Origin of the sequence: Deinococcus cellulosilyticus NBRC 106333 = KACC 11606, from assembly GCF_007990775.1 — a bacterium.
In the GTDB taxonomy this organism is placed as follows: Bacteria; Deinococcota; Deinococci; order Deinococcales; family Deinococcaceae; genus Deinococcus_C; species Deinococcus_C cellulosilyticus.
In genome coordinates this window covers 76,263-96,500 of sequence record NZ_BJXB01000016.1, presented here as the reverse complement: position 1 = coordinate 96,500, position 20,238 = coordinate 76,263, and the positions used below count along the sequence as shown (strand labels likewise).

Here is a 20,238-nt window from a genome sequence, read left to right as displayed (position 1 = left end):
CAACTTTATCTCATCACTTCATCATCTGATAAGCTACGGTCATGTTGAATTGGCTGCTGATCTTTCTTCCCATTGCGGTGTACCTGGAGTTTTCCCACGGCAACCCCACCTGGATTTTCATCGCCAGCATGATTGCCATCCTCCCCCTGGCAGGCATCATGGGCCGTGCCACCGAAGAACTGGCCATCCGTGCTGGAAGCACCGTTGGTGGACTGTTAAACGCCACCTTCGGCAATGCCACCGAGCTGATCATTGCTTTCTTTGCCCTGAAAGCAGGGAAACTTGAAGTGGTGAAAGCCAGCATCACTGGCTCCATTCTGGGCAACATTCTGCTGGTGCTGGGTCTGGCTGTCTTTCTGGGCGGCCTGAAACACAAGACCCAGGTGTTCAGCCAGAAAAATGCCGGAATCCTCACTTCACTGCTGACCCTTTCGGTGCTGGGACTGCTGATTCCTGCGGTGTTCGATCTGGCTTCCGTTAACTTTGCCAATTTTGCACAGCCCGCAGACCTGGACTTCCGCCTGAGTGTGGCCGTGGCCGTCGTGCTCATCCTGATTTATCTTGGCAACGTGTACTTCTCGCTGGTGACCCACAAAGACCTGCTTTCCGGGCACGAAGAAGAGGGACATGAAGTGGCCAAATGGAGTGTGCCCAAAGCGCTGGGCATCCTGCTGGCCAGCACCGTTGCTGTGGGTTTCATGTCTGAGTTTCTGGTCGGAAGCCTTGAAGAAGCCTCACAAAGCCTGGGACTCAGTGAGTTCTTCGTGGGCATCATCCTGATCCCGATCATCGGCAACGCAGCCGAGCACGCCAGTGCGGTGGTCTTTGCCATGAAAAACAAGATGGATCTGGCCGTCACCATTGCCATTGGTTCCACCATCCAGGTGGCCCTCCTGGTGGCCCCACTGCTGGTGCTCCTTGGCCTTGCCGTGGGTCAGAAGATGGACCTCGTGCTGCACAATCCGCTGGAACTTGTGGCGGTGGTGGCCGGAATTGTCATTGCCAATTCCATTGCCAAGGACGGCGAATCCAACTGGCTTGAAGGGTTGATGCTGCTCGGGGTTTATGTGCTGCTGGCCTTCGCTTTCTTCTATTTCCCCACAGTGTCTGCTGCAGCCCACTGAGCACCCTCCCAGCAGAACAGCAAAGAGCGTGGACATCCACGCTCTTTGTCTTTGGTCTTCATGTTTTTGCTTCAGGCAGAATTTTCGGAACTTTTTCATCTGCACTCTCGTAAACTGTAAGCGTATGAATAAACTCCTGATGACCAGCGCTGCACTTGTGCTCGGCACCTCTTTCGCCGCACCGCTCGCCCAATCTGTTCCAGATGATGCCCTGCTCACCCTGGAAGTCAAAGACCTGAAAGGTGCCCTGACCCGCATGGGTGCTTTCCGTCCTGTCCTGGTGAAAGCCATTCAGGACGCCGTGGGTGTATCCAGCGCCACCGCATTGAAAAGTGAAAAAGACGTTCTCGAATTCCTGGGCACGGAAGGTGTGATCAGCGTTCACATCAACAAAAAGACCTTCCAGCCCAGCGTGCTTTTTGTGACCACCACCTCTGCAGGCACAGTGGCCAAAAAACTGCTGGACAGCATGCTCGCCTCTGACCGCAAAGCGGGCAAAGTCAGCACCGTCAAAGAAGGCAAATACAGCTTCTACCAGAGCACCGACTCCGTCTACGGCTTCCAGAACAACGTGGCCTACGTCTCCAGTGACGCCACCACCCTGAGGGCCTTCCTGCGCAAACTTGGTGGCGGTGCAGGAACCAGCCTCAGTGCAAGTGCCACCTACAAAGGTGTGATGACCAACGTCCAGAACAGCAACTTCAAGTTCTTCCTGAACTTCTCTGCTGCTGGAGACTGGCTCAAGGCATTCGCAGGAACCGATCCCCTGATCAGCTCTGCCGTGGAGGCAGTCAAGACCCTCGGACAGCTCGGAGCGGGCACCAGCGTTACAGCCAAAGGTCTGGAAAGCACGACCGTGTTCTTCCCCAACAAGAACACCAAAGACAAAGCCCTCTACAACCTCCTCACCTACAACAAAGCCAGCCTGAACGCTGCAACTGTCGTTCCTGCCAATGTGCTGACCTTCTCCGATGGTGCTGCAGACCTCCCAGGCTTCGCCAGGTACCTGGACAGCTGGATCAACAAAGTGGGCAACAGCAACGATCCCTCCATCCCCGCAGGCGCCATTCCAGAGCTGAACCTCACCCAGAACACCAGCTGGCTGGGCAAAGAAGTCGCCATGGTGACCCTGCCCAGTGCCTCCAACATCAAGCTCAGCAATCCTGATCCGCTGGCCACCCTGACTGGAACAGCCGTTGTTCTGGAAGTGACCAGTGCAGACGCTGCCAGCAAAGGCATGCAGAGCCTGCTCTCCCAGCTGACCCAGAGCAGCGAACAGCCCCTGGACCAGCAGACCCTCACGGTCAATGGAAGCACTGTGAACGTGCTGAAAGACCAGGACTTCAGTGCCTACTACACCTTCAAGAACAACTTCATGCTGCTGGCCTTCAGTGAAGCCGACATGCGCGCCCTGCTCGCCCCGGGTCTGCGCCTCAGTGAAAGCACCCCCTTCAAAAACGCCAAATTCCCCAAAGGTGTGCAGTCCATCGAGTTCAGCAACAAAGCCCCCCTGCAGACCCGCGAATCCATCCGCAGCACCCTCGAACTGGCCCTGGCCTCCGGAGCCAGCGAGATGAAACCCAAAGATCAGGAAAAACTGATCAATGCCCTGGTCAACGTCACCGACGACCTGCAGAAACGCGTTGGTGGGTCTCAGGGTTACACCCAGTTCCTGAACGGCAAGATGATCAACAAGAGCGTTCAATTCATCAACTGGAAGTAAGATCCTCAACCAAAAATCCCCCCAGGTGTCCTGGGGGGATTTTTATGCAACTGAGATTCAGCGATCAGGATTCAGCCGGAAACCGTGCGGCAGAAAATCCTGCACGGTGCCCTCAATGACATCTCCCAGATGGTTGTAGCAGTACACTTTCGCTTCTGGAGAGAACTCAAACAGGATCTGGCGGCACGCACCACAGGGAGAGGCAGGAGGGGAGGCTTCAGAGTAGACCACCACTTCGGTGAATTCACGCTCACCGTTGCTGGCCATGGTCTGGATGGCGCTCTGCTCGGCGCAACGGGCCAGACCATAACTGCTGTTTTCCACATTGGCCCCGAAGAACACCTTGCCAGACTTCGTTCTGAGGGCTGCTCCCACATGGAAGCGAGAGAAGGGGGCGTAAGCCTGCTGAAAAGCGAATTTGGCCTGCTCGGCCAGGACAGGGTCCATCATGTCAATTTCTCCAGTAGGGGGGGAATCAGGGTGATTGCACCGATCAGTGCAGCCCCCAGCGAAGCCACCAGCACCGCGCCAGCAGCGACATCCTTGGCAATGCGGGCCAGAGGATGGTACTCCTCGGTGATCAGGTCAATGGTCGCCTCGATGGCGGTGTTGATCATCTCCAGAACCAGCACACTGACAATGCAGGCCACAATGATGGCGAGGCCCGTTTTCAGCCAGATGCTGAGCCCCAGAGCAACAGCAGCCAGAGCCAGTTCAATTCTGAAATTCCGTTGTGTTCTGATGCAGTGCATGATCCCCTCATACGCAAACTTGAATGCTTCAAGCTGGGTGTGGGGATGTTTTTTGAACCGCATGCGTTTCAACGAAAAATCATCACTGGACATACTCATCTCTTGGCAGGGATTGACGGTTGATCCACCACATCATATGCAATTCTGGACGCCACAATGAATGGTTGCCACTCTGCATCACTGGTGGTTTCATCAAATCCGAAATCTTCACTGTGTGGATGGTCAAACCCCATGATGTGCGTCAGGCCATGGGACACCAGAAGCGCCACCTCGCGGGTCAGGGTGTGACCCCTGGCCTCCGCCTGCCTGGCTGCGGTGTCCAGACTCACCACAATGTCCCCCAGATGCGGAGGCATGAAAGGATCATCCGGATGCCAGGTGGGAAAGGTCAGCACATCGGTGGCCTGATCTTCGCCCCAGTGCTCTTTTTTGAGGGCACGGATTTCCTCATCGCCCGTGAGGACCACCGTGATGCTCCTGCGTTCAATGTTGTAATGCTGCATCACGGCCTTTGTCGCCTGACGCAATTTGCTCTTCAGGCCCTTCGGAGGCTCCTGATTGACCACCAGTTCTATCACGCATTCAACATAACCGATTTCGGGGTGAGAATGGGGGGCAGATCCCCCTGCCCTTCGCTTTGCTCAGGGCTGTCCCCCTTGTTAAGGGGGATGGGTGGGATTCTGGCATGGTCTCCAGCTCAGTCAATGAACAAGTCCCCCTTCGCTAAGGGGGACCGTTCAGAGCGCAGCGATGAACAGGGGGATCTTGTCATCCCTTCGTTCAGGGGGACCGTCTGTAGGGGCGAGGCGTGCCTCGCCCTGATGAACAGGGGGATTTATTCGCTTTGGTCCCCACCGCCATTTGCCGCAGCACGTTCAGCTTCACGCTGGTCACGCAGGGCCTGGGCCTGATCTTCTGCAAACTCGTAGGCACGGACAATTCTGCCCACCAGGGGGTGACGGACCACGTCGGATTCTGCGAAGTGATGGAAGTGGATTCCCTCGATGTTCTCCAGGGTTTTTCTTGCCACCGCCAGACCACTTTTGACGTTTCTGGGGAGGTCGACCTGGGTCACGTCCCCGGTCACCACGACCTTGCTGGAGAAGCCCATGCGGGTCAGGAACATCTTCATCTGCTCAGGGGTGGTGTTTTGTGCTTCGTCCAGGATGATGAAGGCATCGTTCAGGGTGCGACCACGCATGAAGGCCAGAGGAGCCACTTCGATCACGCCACTTTGCAGGTAGCTTTCGAAGCGGTCATTGTCCAGCATGTCATACAGCGCATCGTACAGGGGGCGCAGGTAAGGGTCAATTTTGGCCTGAAGGTCTCCAGGCAGGAAGCCAAGGCGTTCTCCGGCTTCCACGGCAGGACGGGTCAGGATGATGCGTTTGATCTTGCGGGCTTTTAAGGCAGCCACAGCCATGGCCACAGCGAGGTAGGTTTTACCGGTCCCTGCGGGGCCAATCCCGAACACGATGTCATTCTGGTTGATCGCTTCCAGGTAACGGGCCTGGTTCGGGGTTTTGGGGCGGAGTTTGTTGGGAAGCACCAGGTCACCGGAAACGGAGGTTTCCGCTGACAGACTTTTGCCTTGACCGGACAGTTCGTTCGCGCGTTCCAGGGTGTCTTCAATCTGACCCCCCTGACGGATGATGGCAAGGAGATCGCGGATGAAGTTCTCGGTCTGCTGAACCTGCTCGGTGTCGCCGCTGATGGTGATGGTGTCTCCTCTGGCGATGATCTTCGCGGCACTCATGGCGCGGATTCGCTTGAGGGTCTTGTCGTTCTCACCAAACAGCTGGATGGCTTCTTGCTGGTTCTTCAGCCTGATGGTGCTTTGGATCAGAGATTCGTTCAACATTTACCGCCTTTATTCTGCAGCACAGGACGAAGTGGCGCGTCAGCATCATGCGCGTGCGCCAGTACAAGAATTGGCCTACCGGGGAAGTCCGCTGTGCAGCTCAAGTGGGCACTTTCTGCAAGAACCTCATGGGATGTCCTGTCCCAGAACATTCGAAAAGTCCTTGCGGTTCAGAAGCAGGCACACACACCGGGAAGAGGCCAGTTTGACCTTCGGTTCTCGGGTTGTCTGCCAGTCCTTCATGCGTTTTCTGCACATCCTCATTTTAATCCTTTTTGGTGCGAAGTGTAGCGACAATGAACACTATCTGAAGTGGGATTTGGAGGGCAAAAACTGTAGTTTTTGCCCTCCAAATTCACTGACCAAAGGCATTGCGTTTGTTGCCCTGCTTCTGGCCCTGATTCTGCCGCTGGGGAGCAACCCGGAAGGAAGCGTTGAAGCAGTCTCTGGTGAACCCTTTCACTTCAGACACCCAGAACTGGTGTTTTTCGATCAGGCCAAGGTGACCTCCGGGATTCAACACCAGCTCACGGGCATGGGGAACGTGTTGAGCGATGTGATGATTGGCTTCTGGAATGGTGACCACATCATCATGGCCCAGAATGACCAGGGTGGGAACCGGAATCTTTTCCAGCACCTCCGAAGCGTCGTATTTCATCATCCCGAACATCCCACGAACCGCCACGGCAGGGGAGGAGATCACGTTGTACCGGGTGGCGAACTCCAGCATCCCTTTGGTTTCAGACTGCCCGAACTGGGTCAGGTGGTTCATCAGGTGCAATGTGCCGTTCAGGTAACTGAGCCAGTTCATGGCCCAGCTGATGGGCCACGTCCACAACGTCAGATAACAGATGGGTTTGAGGAGGGGTTCTTGCACAGCACGCCAGAATTTTCCCCCTCTGGCCGTCTTGACAGGATTGGTGTAGGTGGTGTGATTCAGGATCACCCCAACCACTTTTTCCTGCAGGTGCTCGGGAAAGAGCTCACAGAACTTCAGGGTGATCATGCCGCCGATGCTGTGCCCGAGCAACACCACTTTGCTTTCTCCGGTGACGGAAAGCACAGCTTCGAGGTCCCCGGCCATCTTGTCGATGTCCCAATTGCGGGTTCTGGGTCCTCTGGAATTGCCGAGACCTGGAAGGTCCCACATCACCAGACGGTAGGAATCAGACAGGTGGCGTTTGGCGTAGAACCACTCGGTGGCATTCATGCCCCATCCGTGGGTGAGAACCAGCACAGGCGCATTCTCAGGACCACACATCTCCACAAAGAGTTCTGTGCCATCTGGTCTCGAAATCAGGTGGGTCTCCTTGCAGCGCTCCATTCTGGGTTCCTGTTCATGGGCTTCTGGCTGTTTTCCGAGAAAAAGCATCATCAGGGGTCGTCCCAGCAACCCAAAAAGCAGCAAGGCAATCCCCAGAACGAGGGGCCAGGTGGCATCAATTTCCCTTTCATACCACATCCAGATGTAATAGCCCCCTCCGTAAAGGATGGCAACGGACAGCAGACCAATCAACCACATGAAAAGCAGGGTTACCGGAAACATAGGGCCTCCTTGGCAATACAGCATGAAATGGGTGCAGGCAGATGTGCCCCACCAGTCCCGGAGGACGTGTTGAGGTCAGGATAGACCCGCCTCATGACAGGTGTATGGTAAAAAACTGTACTGGTGCTGTATTTCGGGTGGAGCTGGGTTGGGGTTTTCTTTAGATTCAGGGCCAGTAAAATGGGACAGAATGCCAGAGATTCGACTTTCTGATGCAACCCTTTGGAGTGTGCTGCAGGGACAGGGACCTGTGGTGGTGTTCTGTCATGGTGGTCCAGGACTGTGGGATCATTTTGAATTTCTTGCTGAATTGCTTCAGCAGGATTTCACAGTGATCCGGTACGACCAGAGAGGTTGTGGTTGGTCCAGTGGAGAAGGACCTTACACCCTGCAACAGGCTCTGGAGGACCTGGAGGCTGTGCGTGAATTCTGGAAAGTGGACCGCTGGTCGGTGGTCGGCCACTCCTTTGGTGCAGATCTGGCGCTTGCTTATGCCTCCACCTTCCCTCAAAGGGTCCAGAAACTTGTTTACCTCTGTGGTGCCGGAACTCATCCAGGCTGGCATGAGGCTTATCGACTGGAAAGGAACAGGAGACTTGGGTCTCAAGGCATACAAAAGCTGCAGGACCTGAAAAACAAATGGCAACAGGACCCCTCTGTGGAGCCAGAGTATTGCAGGTGGGCATGGTCCACAGATTTTGCAGATCAGGAATGTGGCCTTGAGCTTGCAGGAAGTCTTCTGCGTGAGGGGGTGCACATCAATCGGCAGGCCAATGCTGAACTGTCGAGAGACACAAATCAAAGGTTGCAGCAGCTTCCCCTGGAGTCCATTCAGGTGCCCACCTGGGTGTTACACGGATCAGAGGACCCTCGACCAGCCTGGAGTGCTGAGCAACTTGCCCTCTCCATTCCACATGCCCACTGGAGGCTGATTCCAGGTGTGGGTCACATGCCCTGGCTCGAGGACCTTCAGGGAACCACCGACCTGCTCAGGCATGCGTTACGGGATTCTGAGCCTGCCTGAAGGGTTTCACTTCAGGTAAACATCGAACCTTGTGGTTTTCCCCTTGAACTGCAACCCGGTGGGCAAAATCACCGGAGCATGAATGGGACGTTTGACCACCACACGCTTGCGGGCCTGATTCAGGGCCACTTGCAGCAACTCCTGTTCATTCTGCTCTGCGCCCAGCAAAGCATGAAAAACCTGCATCTCCAGTTTGGGCAGGGCGTCTTTTTTACGTGCAGGGTACATGGGGTCCAGATAGATCACTTCCGGAGTGTAATCAGGCATCGCAATCAGGCTGTCTGCATGAATCAGGGTCATGCGCTGCACGGCTTCAAGGTCCTGTGCTCTGGCAAGCCCATCTTGCAGCAAGGCATGGATGATGGGGTTTTTTTCCATCAGGATCACCTGACAGCCTGCTTTTGCCAGCATGAATGCGTCCCGACCCAGGCCTCCTGTGGCATCCAGAACGGTCTTGTGCATTCTGGTGTTCACGGCTTTGATCAGGTCTCCACCTGAGCGGTCTTCATTGAGCTGGTGAAAATCCACCCGGATGGGCCGCTGCTTTTTGTGCAGGTCCACGATGTCCAGACCTTGAGGTGTGAGGCGCAGCCCATACTGAAATCTGGCTGGATCATCCACCAGGGACAGGTCCAGTTGCAGGGCCAGGGTTGCCGCCTGTTCCTGCAACCCCTCTTCAAAAGTGACTCCGATCAAGCGACCACCCTTTTGAAGGCGTCCATCATCTGGGCTCTGGAGTAACCCAGGCTGAGGAGCACGATCAGCAGGATGCGGGCCTTGTGGGCGCTCAGGAAACTGGCAGGGATGCACCCGGCATCCAGCAGCGTTCTGAAGCCTCCAGGGTAACCATAGACAGGCAGCACAGGTCCTGCGTGGGTTCGGGTGGCGATCACCACAGGTTTTGTTGATCCTTCCACCAGAGGCAGCACTTCGGCAGGCACGTTGCCTGTGCCCATCGCGGCAATCACCAGACCGTCGCTGCGTTCAAGGGCTTCTTTGACCCCTTCGCCTTTCCAGCCTGCATAGGTGTACATGATTTCCACATGGGTATCTGCGTGAGGTGGGTCGAAAGCCTGCATGCGCTCGGGTTTGTTGAAGTAATGCAGTTCTGGCCCGCGACCATTGGAATCGACCCGACCAATGGGTCCAGGATACCCCCCAAAGCTGTCAAGTGCTGTGGAGTGGGTTTTGGTGACGGTGCGGGCATCAAAGACATCCCCACCGAAAACCACCAGCGGTCCACGACCCCGGCTGAGGGGGTGTGTGGCTGCCACAGCCGCGCCCCACAGGTTTCCTGGTCCATCCCAGGAGGGCTCCAGCGCATGGCGCATGCTGCCTGTGAGGGCCACACTGACCTCTTCTCGCAGGGTCAGGTGCAGGTAGAATGCGGTTTCTTCCAGGGTGTCTGTGCCGTGGGTGATCACAATGCCATCGTGATTGGGGGCAAGTTCCAGCACCAGGTTGCGCAGGGTGTGCATGTGCTGTGGGGTGATGTGGGGACTGGGCAACTGGTACGGTTGATGCACGCTGAGGGTGTAATCTCCCAGTTCAGGCAGGGCCTGGATCAGGTCGAGCGGACTGGCCTGTGGGGCCACTCCTCCTGAGGCCACGGGCTTGGAGGCAATGGTTCCTCCGGTGTGAATGATGGCAAGGCGTGTCATGGTCTGTTGCAGAATAACTTTTCCTTTCCTGTTTGAAAAGGAAAATTGGAGGCATCCAGAATCTCTGCACCGGGTCAAGCGTGATCGGTTACATTTGGGCGCAGGGAAACTGATGATAATGCCGCATGATGTGGACCGAGCTGTTTTCTTCCAGACGCATGTCCAGAACCTCAGTGCAGGGCATTGTCCTGTTGCATGGTCGTGGAAAAACTGCCCGCAGTGTGCTTCCTCTTGCTCAGGAACTCGGGCTGGAAGAACGTCTGGTTTTCACCCCGGAAGCCAGAGAAGGCAGTTGGTACCCGTACAGCACCCTCGCGCCTCGCACCATGAATGAACCTGAATTGTCTGAATCCCTGGAACAGGTCCATGAAGTTGTGGAGGAGGCCCTGAAGACCATCCCGGCAGAGCAGCTGGTGATTTCAGGTTTTGCGCAGGGAGCCTGCCTTGCCCTGGAATATGCCCTGTGCCATCCCAGGCCTTATGCAGCTGTGCTGGCCTTCCATGGGGTTGTGATGAAGCGCAGGTATCCAAAGCCCCACCCAGACACACTCTTCCATTTTTGCTCCAGTGAAAATGATCCGCTGATTCCGGCCTGGAAAGTCCGGGAAAGCCATGAAATCCTTTCGCTGCTGGGTGCCCGGTCAACCCTGAGCCTCTATGCGGGCATGCACGATGCGATTCCTGTAGAGGAGTTGATTCACATCCGGCACAGTCTCGGGTTAGATTAAAAACATCATGATTCTGGTCGCTGGTTCCGCAAACCTGGATTTCGTCGTGCGTGCAAGCCGCATCCCTGCCCCCGGAGAGACGGTGCTGGGAGAGAACTTTGAGACCTTCGCCGGAGGCAAGGGGGCCAATCAGGCGGTGGCCTGCGCCCGTGCCGGGGGCAAGGTGGCCTTCCTGGGTGCCCTGGGTCGGGACCTTTACGGGGACAACCTGCTGTACACCCTTCAGGCAGATGGGGTGAACACCCGTTACGTCAAACGGGTCACTGAGCCCACCGGGGCCGCCTTCATCACCGTGTCTCCAGAAGGGGAAAACGCCATCACTGTGGCGTCGGGTGCCAACAACACCCTGAAACCCGAACACCTCCCAAGCCTCAAGGGCTTCAAGGCCCTGGTGATGCCCCTTGAAACCCCCATGCCCACAGTGGTGGCCTACTACCAGAAAGCCAGGGATGCAGGACTCAAAACCGTGTTGAACGCTGCACCGGCCACCCGGCTTCCAGAAGAGCTTTTTCCTCTTCTGGATGTGATGGTGACCAACCAGCATGAAATTTTCATCAATGCTCCCGACCATGACAATTATGCAGATGCTGCCCAGGACATCCTGAGAAAAGGCGTGGGCATGGTGATCATCACGCTGGGCTCCGATGGCTGCCTGCTGGTGACACAGGAGAAGACCATCACGGTTCCTGCCATTCCCATCGAACCTGTGGACACCACCGGAGCAGGGGACACCTTTGTGGGTGCATTCCTGGCAGAGTGGATGCGTGGAACCACCGTTGAGCAAGCTGCCCGTTTTGCAGTGGTGGCCTCTGGAATTGCCTGCACCAAAGTGGGGGCACAGGCCAGCATGCCTAGAAGAGAAGAGATCCTGGAGGGCCTCCAAAGCCAAACGTCCTGAGTGTCACCTTCTACACTGGGCTTGAGAGAGGAAAAGCTTCAAGACGCTCCAGCAAAAGAGGTGAGCCCATGAATGACTCCATCCGTGACCTGCGCAAAGACTACACCCTGGCCAGTCTCAACGAGGTCAACCCCGATCCCATTCAACAGTTTGATGCCTGGCTGCACGAAGCCATTGATGCCAAGATTCCCGAGCCCAACGGCATGACCGTCAGCACGGTGGGCGACAATGGACGCCCAACCAACCGGGTGGTGCTGCTGCGTGGCTTCAATGCAGAAGGTTTTGTGTTCTTCACCAATTACCTGAGCCGCAAAGGACAGGACATTGCCGCGCGTCCTGTGGCCTGCATGAGTTTCTGGTGGCCTGAACTCGAACGCCAGGTGCGCATCGAGGGAACCATCGAAAAAGTCAGTCCTGAAGAGTCAGATGCCTATTTTGCGTCGCGGCCCAGAGACAGCCAGCTGTCCGCTGCCAGCAGCCCACAGTCAGAGGTCATTGAAAGCAAAGACATTCTGTTTGACCGCATGGAAGAACTCGAGCAGCAGCACCCCGAAGAACTGCCTCGCCCAGAACACTGGGGGGGATACCGTCTGGTGCCCGATTACTTTGAGTTCTGGCAGGGAGGACCTGCACGCCTCCATGACCGTTTCGCCTTCACCCTGCAAGATGGTCAGTGGAAGATCGAGCGTCTGGCCCCCTGATCTTTGTGTGATATAAACACTTTCCTTGCTGCGTTTCCCGGGCGTACAGTACTTTATGGGAATGGCAGTTACCCTGCAGTCTGTTTATTTTCGCGCACTGGAAGCACTGGACCGATTGACCTACTATGTGGAACAGACCGGCGACCCCCGCCTGGAGTCGCTGGTGGGTGAACTGACCGTGGTGATTGGCACCGCCTATGCCCTGAGAGACATGGCCACCCTGGAAGATGCAGAACTCAGCTGCCTCACCTGTGGTGATGAACTGGAACGCAAACTGGCGTCTCTGGACTGAAAAGAGAGCCTGAAAAAAGAGAAGCGCCCAATGGCGCTTCTCTTTTGGTCCTCATCACTGGAAACTGGAATCTGCTGGTGTCCCATCCGTGCCTGGCGCTGCCTGTCCTGAAGGCAGGCCTTGCGTGCCAGAATCTTCTGGATAGACCGTGGGATCTTCATTCGGATCAACCGGTACAGCCGAAGGATCGGTGGTCTCTGTGGATTCGCCCAGAGGGACTTCTTCCACAGTCGCATCAGGCTGGGTTTCTGGGGTGGAGGAGGGAGGTGGAGTTGCCTCTTCTTCAGTGACCACAGCTGCAGGTTCTTCAGGTTTGACAAATTTGTCCAGGTCTTCTTTGCGAATCCGGCGCTCAACGCGGTTTTGCTGGGGAGTGGAGGCATCTGCCAGATACCCTGACACACTGTCCAGAATGACCAGCATGGTGCCGTCATCTGCTGTTGCTGGATCGGGGGTTTCGGTTTTTGGAGCTGTTACTGTGGTCTGATCGGTTTTTTCTTCAGGTTTGGATTGAGGGGTCTCAACCTGGGTGTTTTCTTCCTCGGGGGGCGTGGTGTTTTTGACCACGGCCATCTGGTATCCAGCGTGCAATTCGTAGGCCACACCCAGAGGACGGGGCACATTCTTGTTGGGTTTGCCTCTCAGGGCTCCGGCCATCATGTCCCGCCAGATGGGTGCAGCGATCACCCCACTGTAGGAATTCTCGGGCATGGCTCCGCCTTCTTCTTTGCCCACCCAGACTGCGCCTGAAAGCTCAGGTGTGAGTCCCACAAACCACAGGTCTTTCACGTCGTTGGTGGTACCGGTTTTCCCCCCCACCAGACGGCCCGGGATCTGGGCGCTGCGGGCAAGGCCTCCGGTGCGGTCATACACCACACCACGCAGCATGTCCCACATCACGAATGCGGTTTGCTGCTTCCAGACCTGCTTGCCACCAGAACGGTGGTTCTCTGCGTCATAAAGCACCTGACCCTGGCTGTTTTCCACCTTCAGCACGTAATTGGGCTGAAACAGTTTGCCCCCGTTCACAAAACTGGCGTAAACCAGGGCCATCTTTAATGGGTTCGATTCCAGGGTCCCAATGGACAGGCTGAGGCCTTCATTGCCCTGCACTTCAAACCCCAGGTCCTGCAGTTTGTTCCTGAAGGTGTCGATGCCGATGCGATCCGCAAGGCGCACAGTGGGCAGGTTCAGGGACTGGTCCAGTGCGGCACGCAATGTGGTTTCCCTTCCGCTGGAGGTCATGCTGAAATTCTTGGGACTGTACACGCCACCCGGGCATCCAGAACATTTGAAGCTCACAGGTGCGTCAAGTTCAGTGTGGTACTGCTGGTAACCGTTTTCAATGGCGGTGGCATACAGGAGGGGCTTGATGCTGGACCCCACCTGACGTTTCGACTGGGCGGCGTTGTTCCACTCCCGGCTGAACACGTCAAGTTTCTGACCGACCATCGCCCGCACATCCCCAGAGTAAGGGTCCACAATGGCTGCTCCCATGGTGGCTCCTGCTGGAACCCTGGCGTTGCGAGAGGCCTGCTCGATGGCCTGCTGCGCCTGCTGGTCCATGGTGGTGAACACCTTCAGGCCCCCCGGGTCCGTGAAGGCACTGCTGGGAATCAGGCCTTTGAGCTGGTTTTCGAGTTGCTGCATGAAATGGGAGGCAAAAGTGTTGCGGTTCGGCTTGAGGTTCTTAGCTTCGCGGTTCACCAGTTTGGCATCCAGCAGGTTCCCTTCCCTGTCGTAACGCACCTGCCATCCAGCAGGACGCAGGGGCTGTTTCCAGGCCTGATCTGCTTCCTGCTGGGTGATGCGGCCATCCTCCACCATGCGGGTCAGGATGTTTTTCATCAGGGGACGGTACGAGGGGTAATCAAAGTAGCGACGCGCATTGGGAATCAGGGAGGTGATGTACACACTCTCGGCCAGAGACAGGTTTTTGGCAGATTTTCCAAAGTAGGCCCTTGCAGCCATGTCCACGCCAATCAGGTCGGTGTACCCGCCACTCCCCAGGTAGATCAGGTTCAGGTAGTCGGTGAGGATTTCATCCTTGGAGAAGTAACGCTCCACCTGCACGCTGAGAATCCACTCTTTGTATTTTCGTTCCAGGGTGCGTCCGGTGCTCAGTTCCGAGAGCAGGGTGTTCTTGATCACCTGGTTGGTGATGGTCGATCCCCCCTCCAGGCGGTTTCCGAGCACGATCTTCATCAGGCCACGGGCCAGACCGATGAAATCCACCCCGTAATGCTGAAAGAACCTGCGGTCCTCACTGGTGATGATGGCCATCGACAGGTAAGGGCTGATGTTCTCAAGCTGCACGATGTTCCGGTCTATCCGCACCCCGGTGGGCAGGGTGACCGGAAGGGTCCCGAGGTACTGCAGGTTGCGGTCAAAGACTTTGGTGTTGCTTGCAAGTTTGATGCGCTCCAGTTCCCGGTAATTGGGGAGTTCCGTGGTCCACTTGATCACAAAAAACAGGGGGAACAGGAGCACCAGACCTGTGGCCAGCAAAATCATCTGGGCACGGGTCAGGCGTTTTCTGGGAGGTGCTGGTTTATTGGGTTTGCGGCGTACATTCTTTTTCGCAGGCGACATAGGACCTCATGGAAGCCCGCAAGGAGCAGGCCATTCTGTTACGGTCACAGTCTACTGGATTCGTTTTCTGAAAAAGAACGAGAATGATGAAAAGAAACCAAGGATTGATAAACAACAGCCTGGAGATTGTTGCACGGTGGAGCCCCTGGCACACCAGAATCCGGAAACAAGAGAACCAGTCCTTGATGGGTGCAGAACCTGCTAGACACCCTTGTGGGATGCACATGCACAGAGGTTATGGTGTTAACCATGAAACGTGCATTTCTGTTTGCCCATCCAGCAGCCCACTCCCTCTCCCCAAGGATGCACAACGCTGCATTTCAGTGGATTGGGATGGACGGGGTTTATCAGGCGGTGGACATCGAGCCTTCCTGCCTTGGGAAAGCCCTCTTGCGCCTGAAAGAACCAGAAGTGATCGGAGCCAACCTCAGCCTGCCCCACAAAGAAGCGGTCATCCCCTTTCTGGATGAGATTGAGCCTGTGGCAAAGCGCATTGGTGCAGTCAACACACTGATGCGCAGAGACGGAAAACTGATGGGCACCAACACCGATGCAGACGGTTTTTACCAGAGCCTGCTGGAAGGGGGATATCAGCCCCAGGGGGTCGCCCTGATTCTGGGTGCAGGGGGAGCGGCCAGAGCTGCAGTGCATGCCCTCAGTCAGGCCGGACTCACCATCTGGATTCAGAACCGCACCCCCTCACGGGCAGAACACCTGCTGGAGAGCATGCAGGTGGAAGGCCGGGTGTTTGCCACCCAGGAAGAGATTCCCTTCAAAGAGGTGGGATTGCTGGTGAATTCCTCCTCTGCAGGGCTCAGCAACCCCCAGGAATCCCCCCTCACGGTGCCCTTTCCAGAGCTTCAGGCAGGTGCAACGGTCTATGACATGGTGTACAAGCCGCTCTACACCCGACTGTTGCTCGAAGCCCAGGAACATGGGTACAACACCGTCACAGGCATTGGCATGCTGGTGCATCAGGCCAGACTGGCTTTTGAACGCTGGACAGGTCAGGCGGTCCCTGCTTCTGTGATGTTTGATGCAGTGAAGGACACGTTGCAATAGATGGCAGATGTAGGGGCGGGCCGCTGTCTTGTCTTGACCACGCGCTCACTGGACGGCCTTCTTGACTCCACTACGCGCTTGCGGGGCGGCCCGCTTCGCGCTGAGTCGCAGTTTCGCGCTGGACGCTGGCTCGCCCTCTGTCGGCTGTTAAAGTGGGGTCATGCATCAACTTTTTGATCTTTCAGGAAAACACGCCCTGGTGACTGGAGCCAGCAAGGGCATTGGATTCGCATCTGCAAAACTGCTTTCCGAACTTGGAGCCCGGGTGACGCTGGTGTCCCGCAGTGAAGACAGCCTCAGGAAGGCCCAGGAGAGCATTCCTGGAAGCCAGTTCATTGTGGCAGACATTGGTTCTCAGGAAGGTGTGGATCAGGTGCTTTCCCAGGCAGGTGCAGTGGATGTTCTGGTCAGCAATGCTGGAGGACCGAAACCCGGAATGCCCAGTCAGGTCACCGAGGAAGGCTGGCTTGCTGGATTCGAGCTGACCCTGATGAGCACCATCCGTCTGGCGCAGGGGGTACTGCCCCACATGATGGGGGAGAAGTGGGGCCGCATCATCGCCATCACCAGCCTGAGTGTGACCCGGCCTGTTCCCAACATCACGGTCAGCAACACACTCAGGGCAGGGGTTGAGAATTACCTGAAGACCCTGGCTCTGGAAGTGGCCCCTTATGGCATCACTGCCAATGCAGTGGCTCCCGGTTACACCCTGACAGAGCGTCTGGAGCAGCTTCACCCCACCCCTGAAGATCTGGAACGCATTGCTGCCCGCATTCCTGCAAGGAGGGTGGGCCTTCCTGAAGAAGTGGCCTCTGCCGTTGCCTATCTCGCTTCACCAGGGGCGGCTTATGTGACAGGACAGAGCATACTGGTGGATGGAGGGGTGTGCATTTAGAGCGATCAGCCATCAGCTTTCAGCGGTCAGCAGGTTGTTGTGCAGAGGCCACTGCAAATGCCAATGGGCAGCCACAAGCTTTTGCTTCTTTGGGCTGAGGGCTGACTGCTGAAAGCTGACCGCTTTGTATTAAGTGCTTTGGCGTAAAGACCCACCGCAGGGGTACAATAACCCCCGTGACGCGTCTACGAGAACTGATTCCCCCCTCTCAACCGGGTACCGTGCAGGGTGTGCCGCAGGTGGCCCGACAGCTTCTGTTTTCAGCCCATGAAGGGAAAGCGGTCCTGCTGACCACGCCAGAGAGGCTCGCGGTTTACCAGACACTGGACCTGTGGGGGGCGGAGGTTTCGTTCAATCCGGGGATTCCGGAGTGGGCCATCAAGGGCGACAGGGTGGTTCTGGATGTCTCGACGGCGCTGGACCTGTTTCCGAGGGACCCGGAAAGCCTGACCATTGCCCTGCAGATCGGGAAGGACTACCCCAGAGATGCGCTCTTTGACCGTCTGATTTCGCTGGGTTACCAGCGTGAGGAGGAACCTGGCTACACCGTGAAAGGGGACACCCTCACCATTCATCTGGGTGGGGAGAGGGTCATCCGGGCAGAGTTCTTCGGAGACGAACTGGACACCCTCAGAGACGGTGAAGGTCAGAAACTGCGTTCTTTTATTGTGCCTCCTGCGGAAGGCTTTCTGCCCCCGAGCAAATGGGATGCCACCCGTCTGGAACTGCTTTCGGAGTACCGGGTCTTTCTGGATGCACCGGAGCTCTACAGCAGTGTGCTGGAACCCAACACCCCGCAGCTCTGGCAACTCCTCATGCCCAGAGATGTGGTGTCTTTTGGCCGCACGCCCATAGAACTCCCGGACATTGTTTCCCCTGTGAAAACCCTGCCTTTCTACCGGGCGCAGCTCACCAAATTTGCCCGGGATCTGGAACGGTGGCTGGAACAGGAACAGCAGGTTCTGGTGCTCCTGCGGCACGAGCGGACCGGAAAATACCTGCAGGACAAACTGCTTTCGGGCCTCAACATCAAGTGGGTGAAAAACCCGGTGATGGTGCCCGGTCAGGCCAGTTTCCTGGTGGGCATTGGTGAGGGTGGATTCGAGATTCCAGACCAGAACACCGTGGTGGTGACGGAGGACCTGCTCTATGGTTTTCAGGGTGGATCTGCCCTTCGCTCCAAGCGCCTTTCAGGAAAGCCTGTTACAGATGCACTGGGACTGCAGGTCGGGGACTACCTGATCCATCCTGAGCACGGCATCGGACAGTTTCTGGGAATTGAGACGCGGGAGGTTCTGGGGGTCAAGCGGGATTACCTGCACCTGCAATATGGGGCAGGAGCGAAAATCTACCTGCCCATTGAGCTTCTGCCGATCATGCGACGCCATCCCGGCACCACCGATGATCCCCCGAGCCTCAGCAGGCTGGAAAAACAGGAATGGCAGAAAGCCAAGGAGAAGGCCCGCCAGAGTGCAGAAGCCCTTGCTGCAAAGCTGCTGGTGCAATACGCAGCGAGGCAGGTGACCCCGGGTTACGCTTTCACACCGCTGGAAGACTGGGACCCCCTGATTGAGAAGAACTTCGAGTATGAACTGACCTTCGACCAGAAACGGGCCCTCAGGGAGACCCTGAACGACCTGGAGAAGACCTACCCGATGGACCGCCTGATCTCGGGGGATGTGGGCTTCGGGAAGACGGAAGTGGCCATCCGGGCTGCCCACCGGGTGGTCGGTCACGGCAAACAGGTGGCGGTGCTGGTTCCGACCACCCTGCTTGCCGAGCAGCACGCAAGCACATTCAACGGCAGATTCAGGGATCTGCCTGTGCGCATTGAAGGCCTCAGCCGTTTCACCACACCTGCACAGTCCAGAAGCATCATGGAAGGCCTCAAAGCAGGCTCGGTGGACATCATCATCGGGACGCATCGGCTGCTTTCCGAAGACATCGAATTCAAAAATCTGGGTTTGATCATCATCGACGAGGAGCACCGCTTTGGGGTTCTGCAGAAAGAAAAACTCAAGGCCCTGAAAGCATTCGGCAAGCTCGAGGGGATTCCCGAGCCTGAAACGGCTGCACCTGCAGACACCACTCCACGCCGCAGGGGGCGTCCCAGAAAGCAGGACCAGCCTTCCACCAACACCGCAGTGAAAGATGCGATGGCAGAACTGAAAAATCAGGTGTCCATTGATGTGCTCTCAATGTCGGCCACCCCGATTCCCAGAACGCTCTACATGAGCATGGTGGGCCTGAGGGACATGTCCAGCATTCAGACCCCACCCAAGGGGCGCAAACCCATCCAGACCATCCTGAGCCCCTATGATCCGACGGTGGTTCGCCATGCGATCATCAGTGAGCTGGAACGGGGAGGCAAGGTCTTTTACATCCATGACCGCATCGCTTCCATTGGAGCCAGGGCGCTTTACCTGAAAAACATCGTGCCAGAAGCGCGGGTCGCGGTGGCGCACGGACGCATGGACGAAGAGCAGCTTGAAGAGATCATGCTGGGTTTTGAAGAGGGGGCTTTTGATGTCCTGCTCTCCACCACCATCGTGGAGACAGGGCTGGACATCCCTGAAGCCAACACCATCCTGATTGAGCGTGCAGACCGCCTGGGCCTGGCCCAGCTTTATCAGCTTCGGGGTCGTGTGGGACGCAGAAGCCGTGAAGCCTACGCTTACATGTTCTACCCCCCAAGACTGACCGGAAATGCCAGCCGAAGGCTCTGGGCCATTGCAGACCTGCAGGACCTGGGTTCAGGCCACAGGCTTGCCGAGAAGGACATGGAGATCCGTGGGGTCGGAAACATTCTGGGCAGTGAGCAGCACGGGCAGATCCAGGCGGTCAGCATTGAGGTGTACACTGAACTGCTTGCGGAAGCTGTGGCCAGACTCAAGGGGGATGTGCTGCCTGAACCCACCCAGATCAGCATTGACCTGCCTGTGGATGCCCGCCTGACTGCAGAGTACTTCGGAGATGAATCTGCCCGCATTCAGGCTTACGGGATGCTCTCCGAGGCCACCACCCTTCCTGCCATTTCGAGGGTCGAGAAAGACTTCCGCAAACGCTTTGGCGTGCCGCCCACCGAAGTGCAGCACTTCCTGGATCTGGCAAAACTGCGCATCATTGCCCTGAACAAGCGGGTCCTGAGCATCTCCGAGAACATCACCCATCTGGTGGTCAGTTTCAGTTACAAGGGACTGGACTTTGATGCAGCCTCCCTGAAGCGGTTTCCCCACAGGACCGAGGTGGCCCAGTTTCCACCCAGTGTGAAAATCGAGAAGAAGGGCCTCAAACCAGACGACTACCCCCGGGTTCTCATGGATGTTCTCACCTATTTTGGATGAACTGCGGACGGGTGACGGTGCTCCAGTCTGTATGG

General features: G+C 56.7%; 18 protein-coding genes. 10 read left to right on the top strand and 8 right to left on the bottom strand.

Annotated elements, in window-relative coordinates; genetic code table 11:
• Nucleotides 1-41 precede the first annotated feature (41 nt).
• Entirely contained in the window at nt 42-1,124 is a 1,083-nt protein-coding gene (gene cax, locus DC3_RS17445; protein WP_146886555.1) for a calcium/proton exchanger, read from the top strand.
• 124 nt (nt 1,125-1,248) lie between these two features.
• Nucleotides 1,249-2,847: a hypothetical protein gene (locus DC3_RS17440; RefSeq protein WP_146886553.1), complete on the top strand. Its 1,599-nt coding sequence runs from the start codon at nt 1,249-1,251 to the stop codon at nt 2,845-2,847.
• 57 nt (nt 2,848-2,904) lie between these two features.
• Here DC3_RS17440 and cdd read toward each other — a convergent pair whose 3' ends face one another.
• From cdd to DC3_RS17415, 5 genes are all read right to left on the bottom strand, one after another.
• Nucleotides 2,905-3,297: a cytidine deaminase gene (cdd, locus tag DC3_RS17435; RefSeq protein ID WP_146886552.1), complete on the bottom strand. Its 393-nt coding sequence runs from the start codon at nt 3,295-3,297 to the stop codon at nt 2,905-2,907.
• Nucleotides 3,294-3,662 carry a diacylglycerol kinase family protein gene (locus DC3_RS17430; protein WP_146886637.1) on the bottom strand — a complete coding sequence of 123 codons (369 nt, stop codon included), beginning with the start codon at nt 3,660-3,662 and terminating at the stop codon, nt 3,294-3,296. Before DC3_RS17430 ends, cdd begins: the two co-directional genes overlap by 4 nt.
• A gap of 32 nt (nt 3,663-3,694) precedes the next feature.
• The gene (ybeY, locus tag DC3_RS17425) at nt 3,695-4,177 is read right to left on the bottom strand and encodes an rRNA maturation RNase YbeY (protein ID WP_146886550.1); all 483 of its coding nucleotides are present in this window, start codon (nt 4,175-4,177) and stop codon (nt 3,695-3,697) included.
• A 257-nt stretch (nt 4,178-4,434) separates the two neighbouring features.
• The gene (locus tag DC3_RS17420; protein ID WP_146886548.1) at nt 4,435-5,460 is read right to left on the bottom strand and encodes a PhoH family protein; all 1,026 of its coding nucleotides are present in this window, start codon (nt 5,458-5,460) and stop codon (nt 4,435-4,437) included.
• 355 nt (nt 5,461-5,815) lie between these two features.
• Nucleotides 5,816-7,006, bottom strand: coding sequence for an alpha/beta fold hydrolase (locus DC3_RS17415; RefSeq protein WP_186816099.1), 1,191 nt, complete (start codon nt 7,004-7,006; stop codon nt 5,816-5,818).
• A gap of 190 nt (nt 7,007-7,196) precedes the next feature.
• Here DC3_RS17415 and DC3_RS17410 point away from each other — a divergent pair, with 190 nt between their 5' ends.
• Nucleotides 7,197-8,030 (top strand): alpha/beta fold hydrolase, encoded by an 834-nt coding sequence (locus DC3_RS17410; protein WP_146886544.1) that lies wholly within the window; start codon nt 7,197-7,199, stop codon nt 8,028-8,030.
• Between the two features lie 6 nt (nt 8,031-8,036).
• On the opposite strand, the gene DC3_RS17405 is transcribed toward DC3_RS17410, so the two are convergent.
• Complete coding sequence (locus DC3_RS17405; protein WP_186816098.1) at nt 8,037-8,726, bottom strand: class I SAM-dependent methyltransferase; 690 nt, start codon at nt 8,724-8,726, stop codon at nt 8,037-8,039.
• Nucleotides 8,723-9,691 carry an asparaginase gene (locus tag DC3_RS17400; protein ID WP_146886540.1) on the bottom strand — a complete coding sequence of 323 codons (969 nt, stop codon included), beginning with the start codon at nt 9,689-9,691 and terminating at the stop codon, nt 8,723-8,725. Before DC3_RS17400 ends, DC3_RS17405 begins: the two co-directional genes overlap by 4 nt.
• Before the next feature lie 125 nt (nt 9,692-9,816).
• Here DC3_RS17400 and DC3_RS17395 point away from each other — a divergent pair, with 125 nt between their 5' ends.
• The 4 genes from DC3_RS17395 (at nt 9,817) to DC3_RS17380 (ending at nt 12,310) form a co-directional block, all read left to right on the top strand.
• Complete coding sequence (locus DC3_RS17395; RefSeq protein WP_146886538.1) at nt 9,817-10,419, top strand: alpha/beta hydrolase; 603 nt, start codon at nt 9,817-9,819, stop codon at nt 10,417-10,419.
• 7 nt (nt 10,420-10,426) lie between these two features.
• Nucleotides 10,427-11,317: a ribokinase gene (locus DC3_RS17390; protein ID WP_146886536.1), complete on the top strand. Its 891-nt coding sequence runs from the start codon at nt 10,427-10,429 to the stop codon at nt 11,315-11,317.
• 68 nt (nt 11,318-11,385) lie between these two features.
• Nucleotides 11,386-12,018, top strand: a complete 633-nt coding sequence (pdxH, locus tag DC3_RS17385) for a pyridoxamine 5'-phosphate oxidase (RefSeq protein ID WP_146886534.1) — start codon at nt 11,386-11,388, stop codon at nt 12,016-12,018.
• 61 nt (nt 12,019-12,079) lie between these two features.
• Nucleotides 12,080-12,310, top strand: coding sequence for a hypothetical protein (locus DC3_RS17380; protein WP_146886532.1), 231 nt, complete (start codon nt 12,080-12,082; stop codon nt 12,308-12,310).
• Nucleotides 12,311-12,364: 54 nt separating this feature from the next.
• On the opposite strand, the gene DC3_RS17375 is transcribed toward DC3_RS17380, so the two are convergent.
• Nucleotides 12,365-14,902, bottom strand: a complete 2,538-nt coding sequence (locus DC3_RS17375) for a transglycosylase domain-containing protein (protein ID WP_246130712.1) — start codon at nt 14,900-14,902, stop codon at nt 12,365-12,367.
• 249 nt (nt 14,903-15,151) lie between these two features.
• On the opposite strand from DC3_RS17375, the gene aroE reads away from it, so the two are divergent.
• The 3 genes from aroE to DC3_RS17360 all read left to right on the top strand — a co-directional run bounded on the left by aroE (nt 15,152) and on the right by DC3_RS17360 (nt 20,203).
• Complete coding sequence (gene aroE, locus DC3_RS17370) at nt 15,152-15,964, top strand: shikimate dehydrogenase (protein WP_246130710.1); 813 nt, start codon at nt 15,152-15,154, stop codon at nt 15,962-15,964.
• 160 nt (nt 15,965-16,124) lie between these two features.
• The gene (locus tag DC3_RS17365; RefSeq protein WP_146886528.1) at nt 16,125-16,859 is read left to right on the top strand and encodes an SDR family oxidoreductase; all 735 of its coding nucleotides are present in this window, start codon (nt 16,125-16,127) and stop codon (nt 16,857-16,859) included.
• A 167-nt stretch (nt 16,860-17,026) separates the two neighbouring features.
• Nucleotides 17,027-20,203 (top strand): DEAD/DEAH box helicase, encoded by a 3,177-nt coding sequence (locus DC3_RS17360; RefSeq protein ID WP_146886526.1) that lies wholly within the window; start codon nt 17,027-17,029, stop codon nt 20,201-20,203.
• The last annotated feature ends 35 nt before the right edge of the window (nt 20,204-20,238 follow it).

What these genes read in the sequence shown, in the direction of transcription:
- cdd (WP_146886552.1), bottom strand. Translation starts at nt 3,297, where the DNA reads ATGATGGACCCTGTCCTGGCCGAGCAGGCCAAATTCGCTTTTCAGCAG.
- aroE (WP_246130710.1), top strand. Translation starts at nt 15,152, where the DNA reads ATGAAACGTGCATTTCTGTTTGCCCATCCAGCAGCCCACTCCCTCTCC.
- DC3_RS17380 (WP_146886532.1), top strand. Translation starts at nt 12,080, where the DNA reads ATGGCAGTTACCCTGCAGTCTGTTTATTTTCGCGCACTGGAAGCACTG.
- pdxH (WP_146886534.1), top strand. Translation starts at nt 11,386, where the DNA reads ATGAATGACTCCATCCGTGACCTGCGCAAAGACTACACCCTGGCCAGT.
- DC3_RS17430 (WP_146886637.1), bottom strand. Translation starts at nt 3,662, where the DNA reads ATGCGGTTCAAAAAACATCCCCACACCCAGCTTGAAGCATTCAAGTTT.
- DC3_RS17440 (WP_146886553.1), top strand. Translation starts at nt 1,249, where the DNA reads ATGAATAAACTCCTGATGACCAGCGCTGCACTTGTGCTCGGCACCTCT.
- DC3_RS17375 (WP_246130712.1), bottom strand. Translation starts at nt 14,902, where the DNA reads ATGTCGCCTGCGAAAAAGAATGTACGCCGCAAACCCAATAAACCAGCA.
- DC3_RS17415 (WP_186816099.1), bottom strand. Translation starts at nt 7,006, where the DNA reads ATGTTTCCGGTAACCCTGCTTTTCATGTGGTTGATTGGTCTGCTGTCC.
- DC3_RS17365 (WP_146886528.1), top strand. Translation starts at nt 16,125, where the DNA reads ATGCATCAACTTTTTGATCTTTCAGGAAAACACGCCCTGGTGACTGGA.
- DC3_RS17420 (WP_146886548.1), bottom strand. Translation starts at nt 5,460, where the DNA reads ATGTTGAACGAATCTCTGATCCAAAGCACCATCAGGCTGAAGAACCAG.
- DC3_RS17410 (WP_146886544.1), top strand. Translation starts at nt 7,197, where the DNA reads ATGCCAGAGATTCGACTTTCTGATGCAACCCTTTGGAGTGTGCTGCAG.
- DC3_RS17400 (WP_146886540.1), bottom strand. Translation starts at nt 9,691, where the DNA reads ATGACACGCCTTGCCATCATTCACACCGGAGGAACCATTGCCTCCAAG.
- cax (WP_146886555.1), top strand. Translation starts at nt 42, where the DNA reads ATGTTGAATTGGCTGCTGATCTTTCTTCCCATTGCGGTGTACCTGGAG.
- DC3_RS17395 (WP_146886538.1), top strand. Translation starts at nt 9,817, where the DNA reads ATGATGTGGACCGAGCTGTTTTCTTCCAGACGCATGTCCAGAACCTCA.
- DC3_RS17390 (WP_146886536.1), top strand. Translation starts at nt 10,427, where the DNA reads ATGATTCTGGTCGCTGGTTCCGCAAACCTGGATTTCGTCGTGCGTGCA.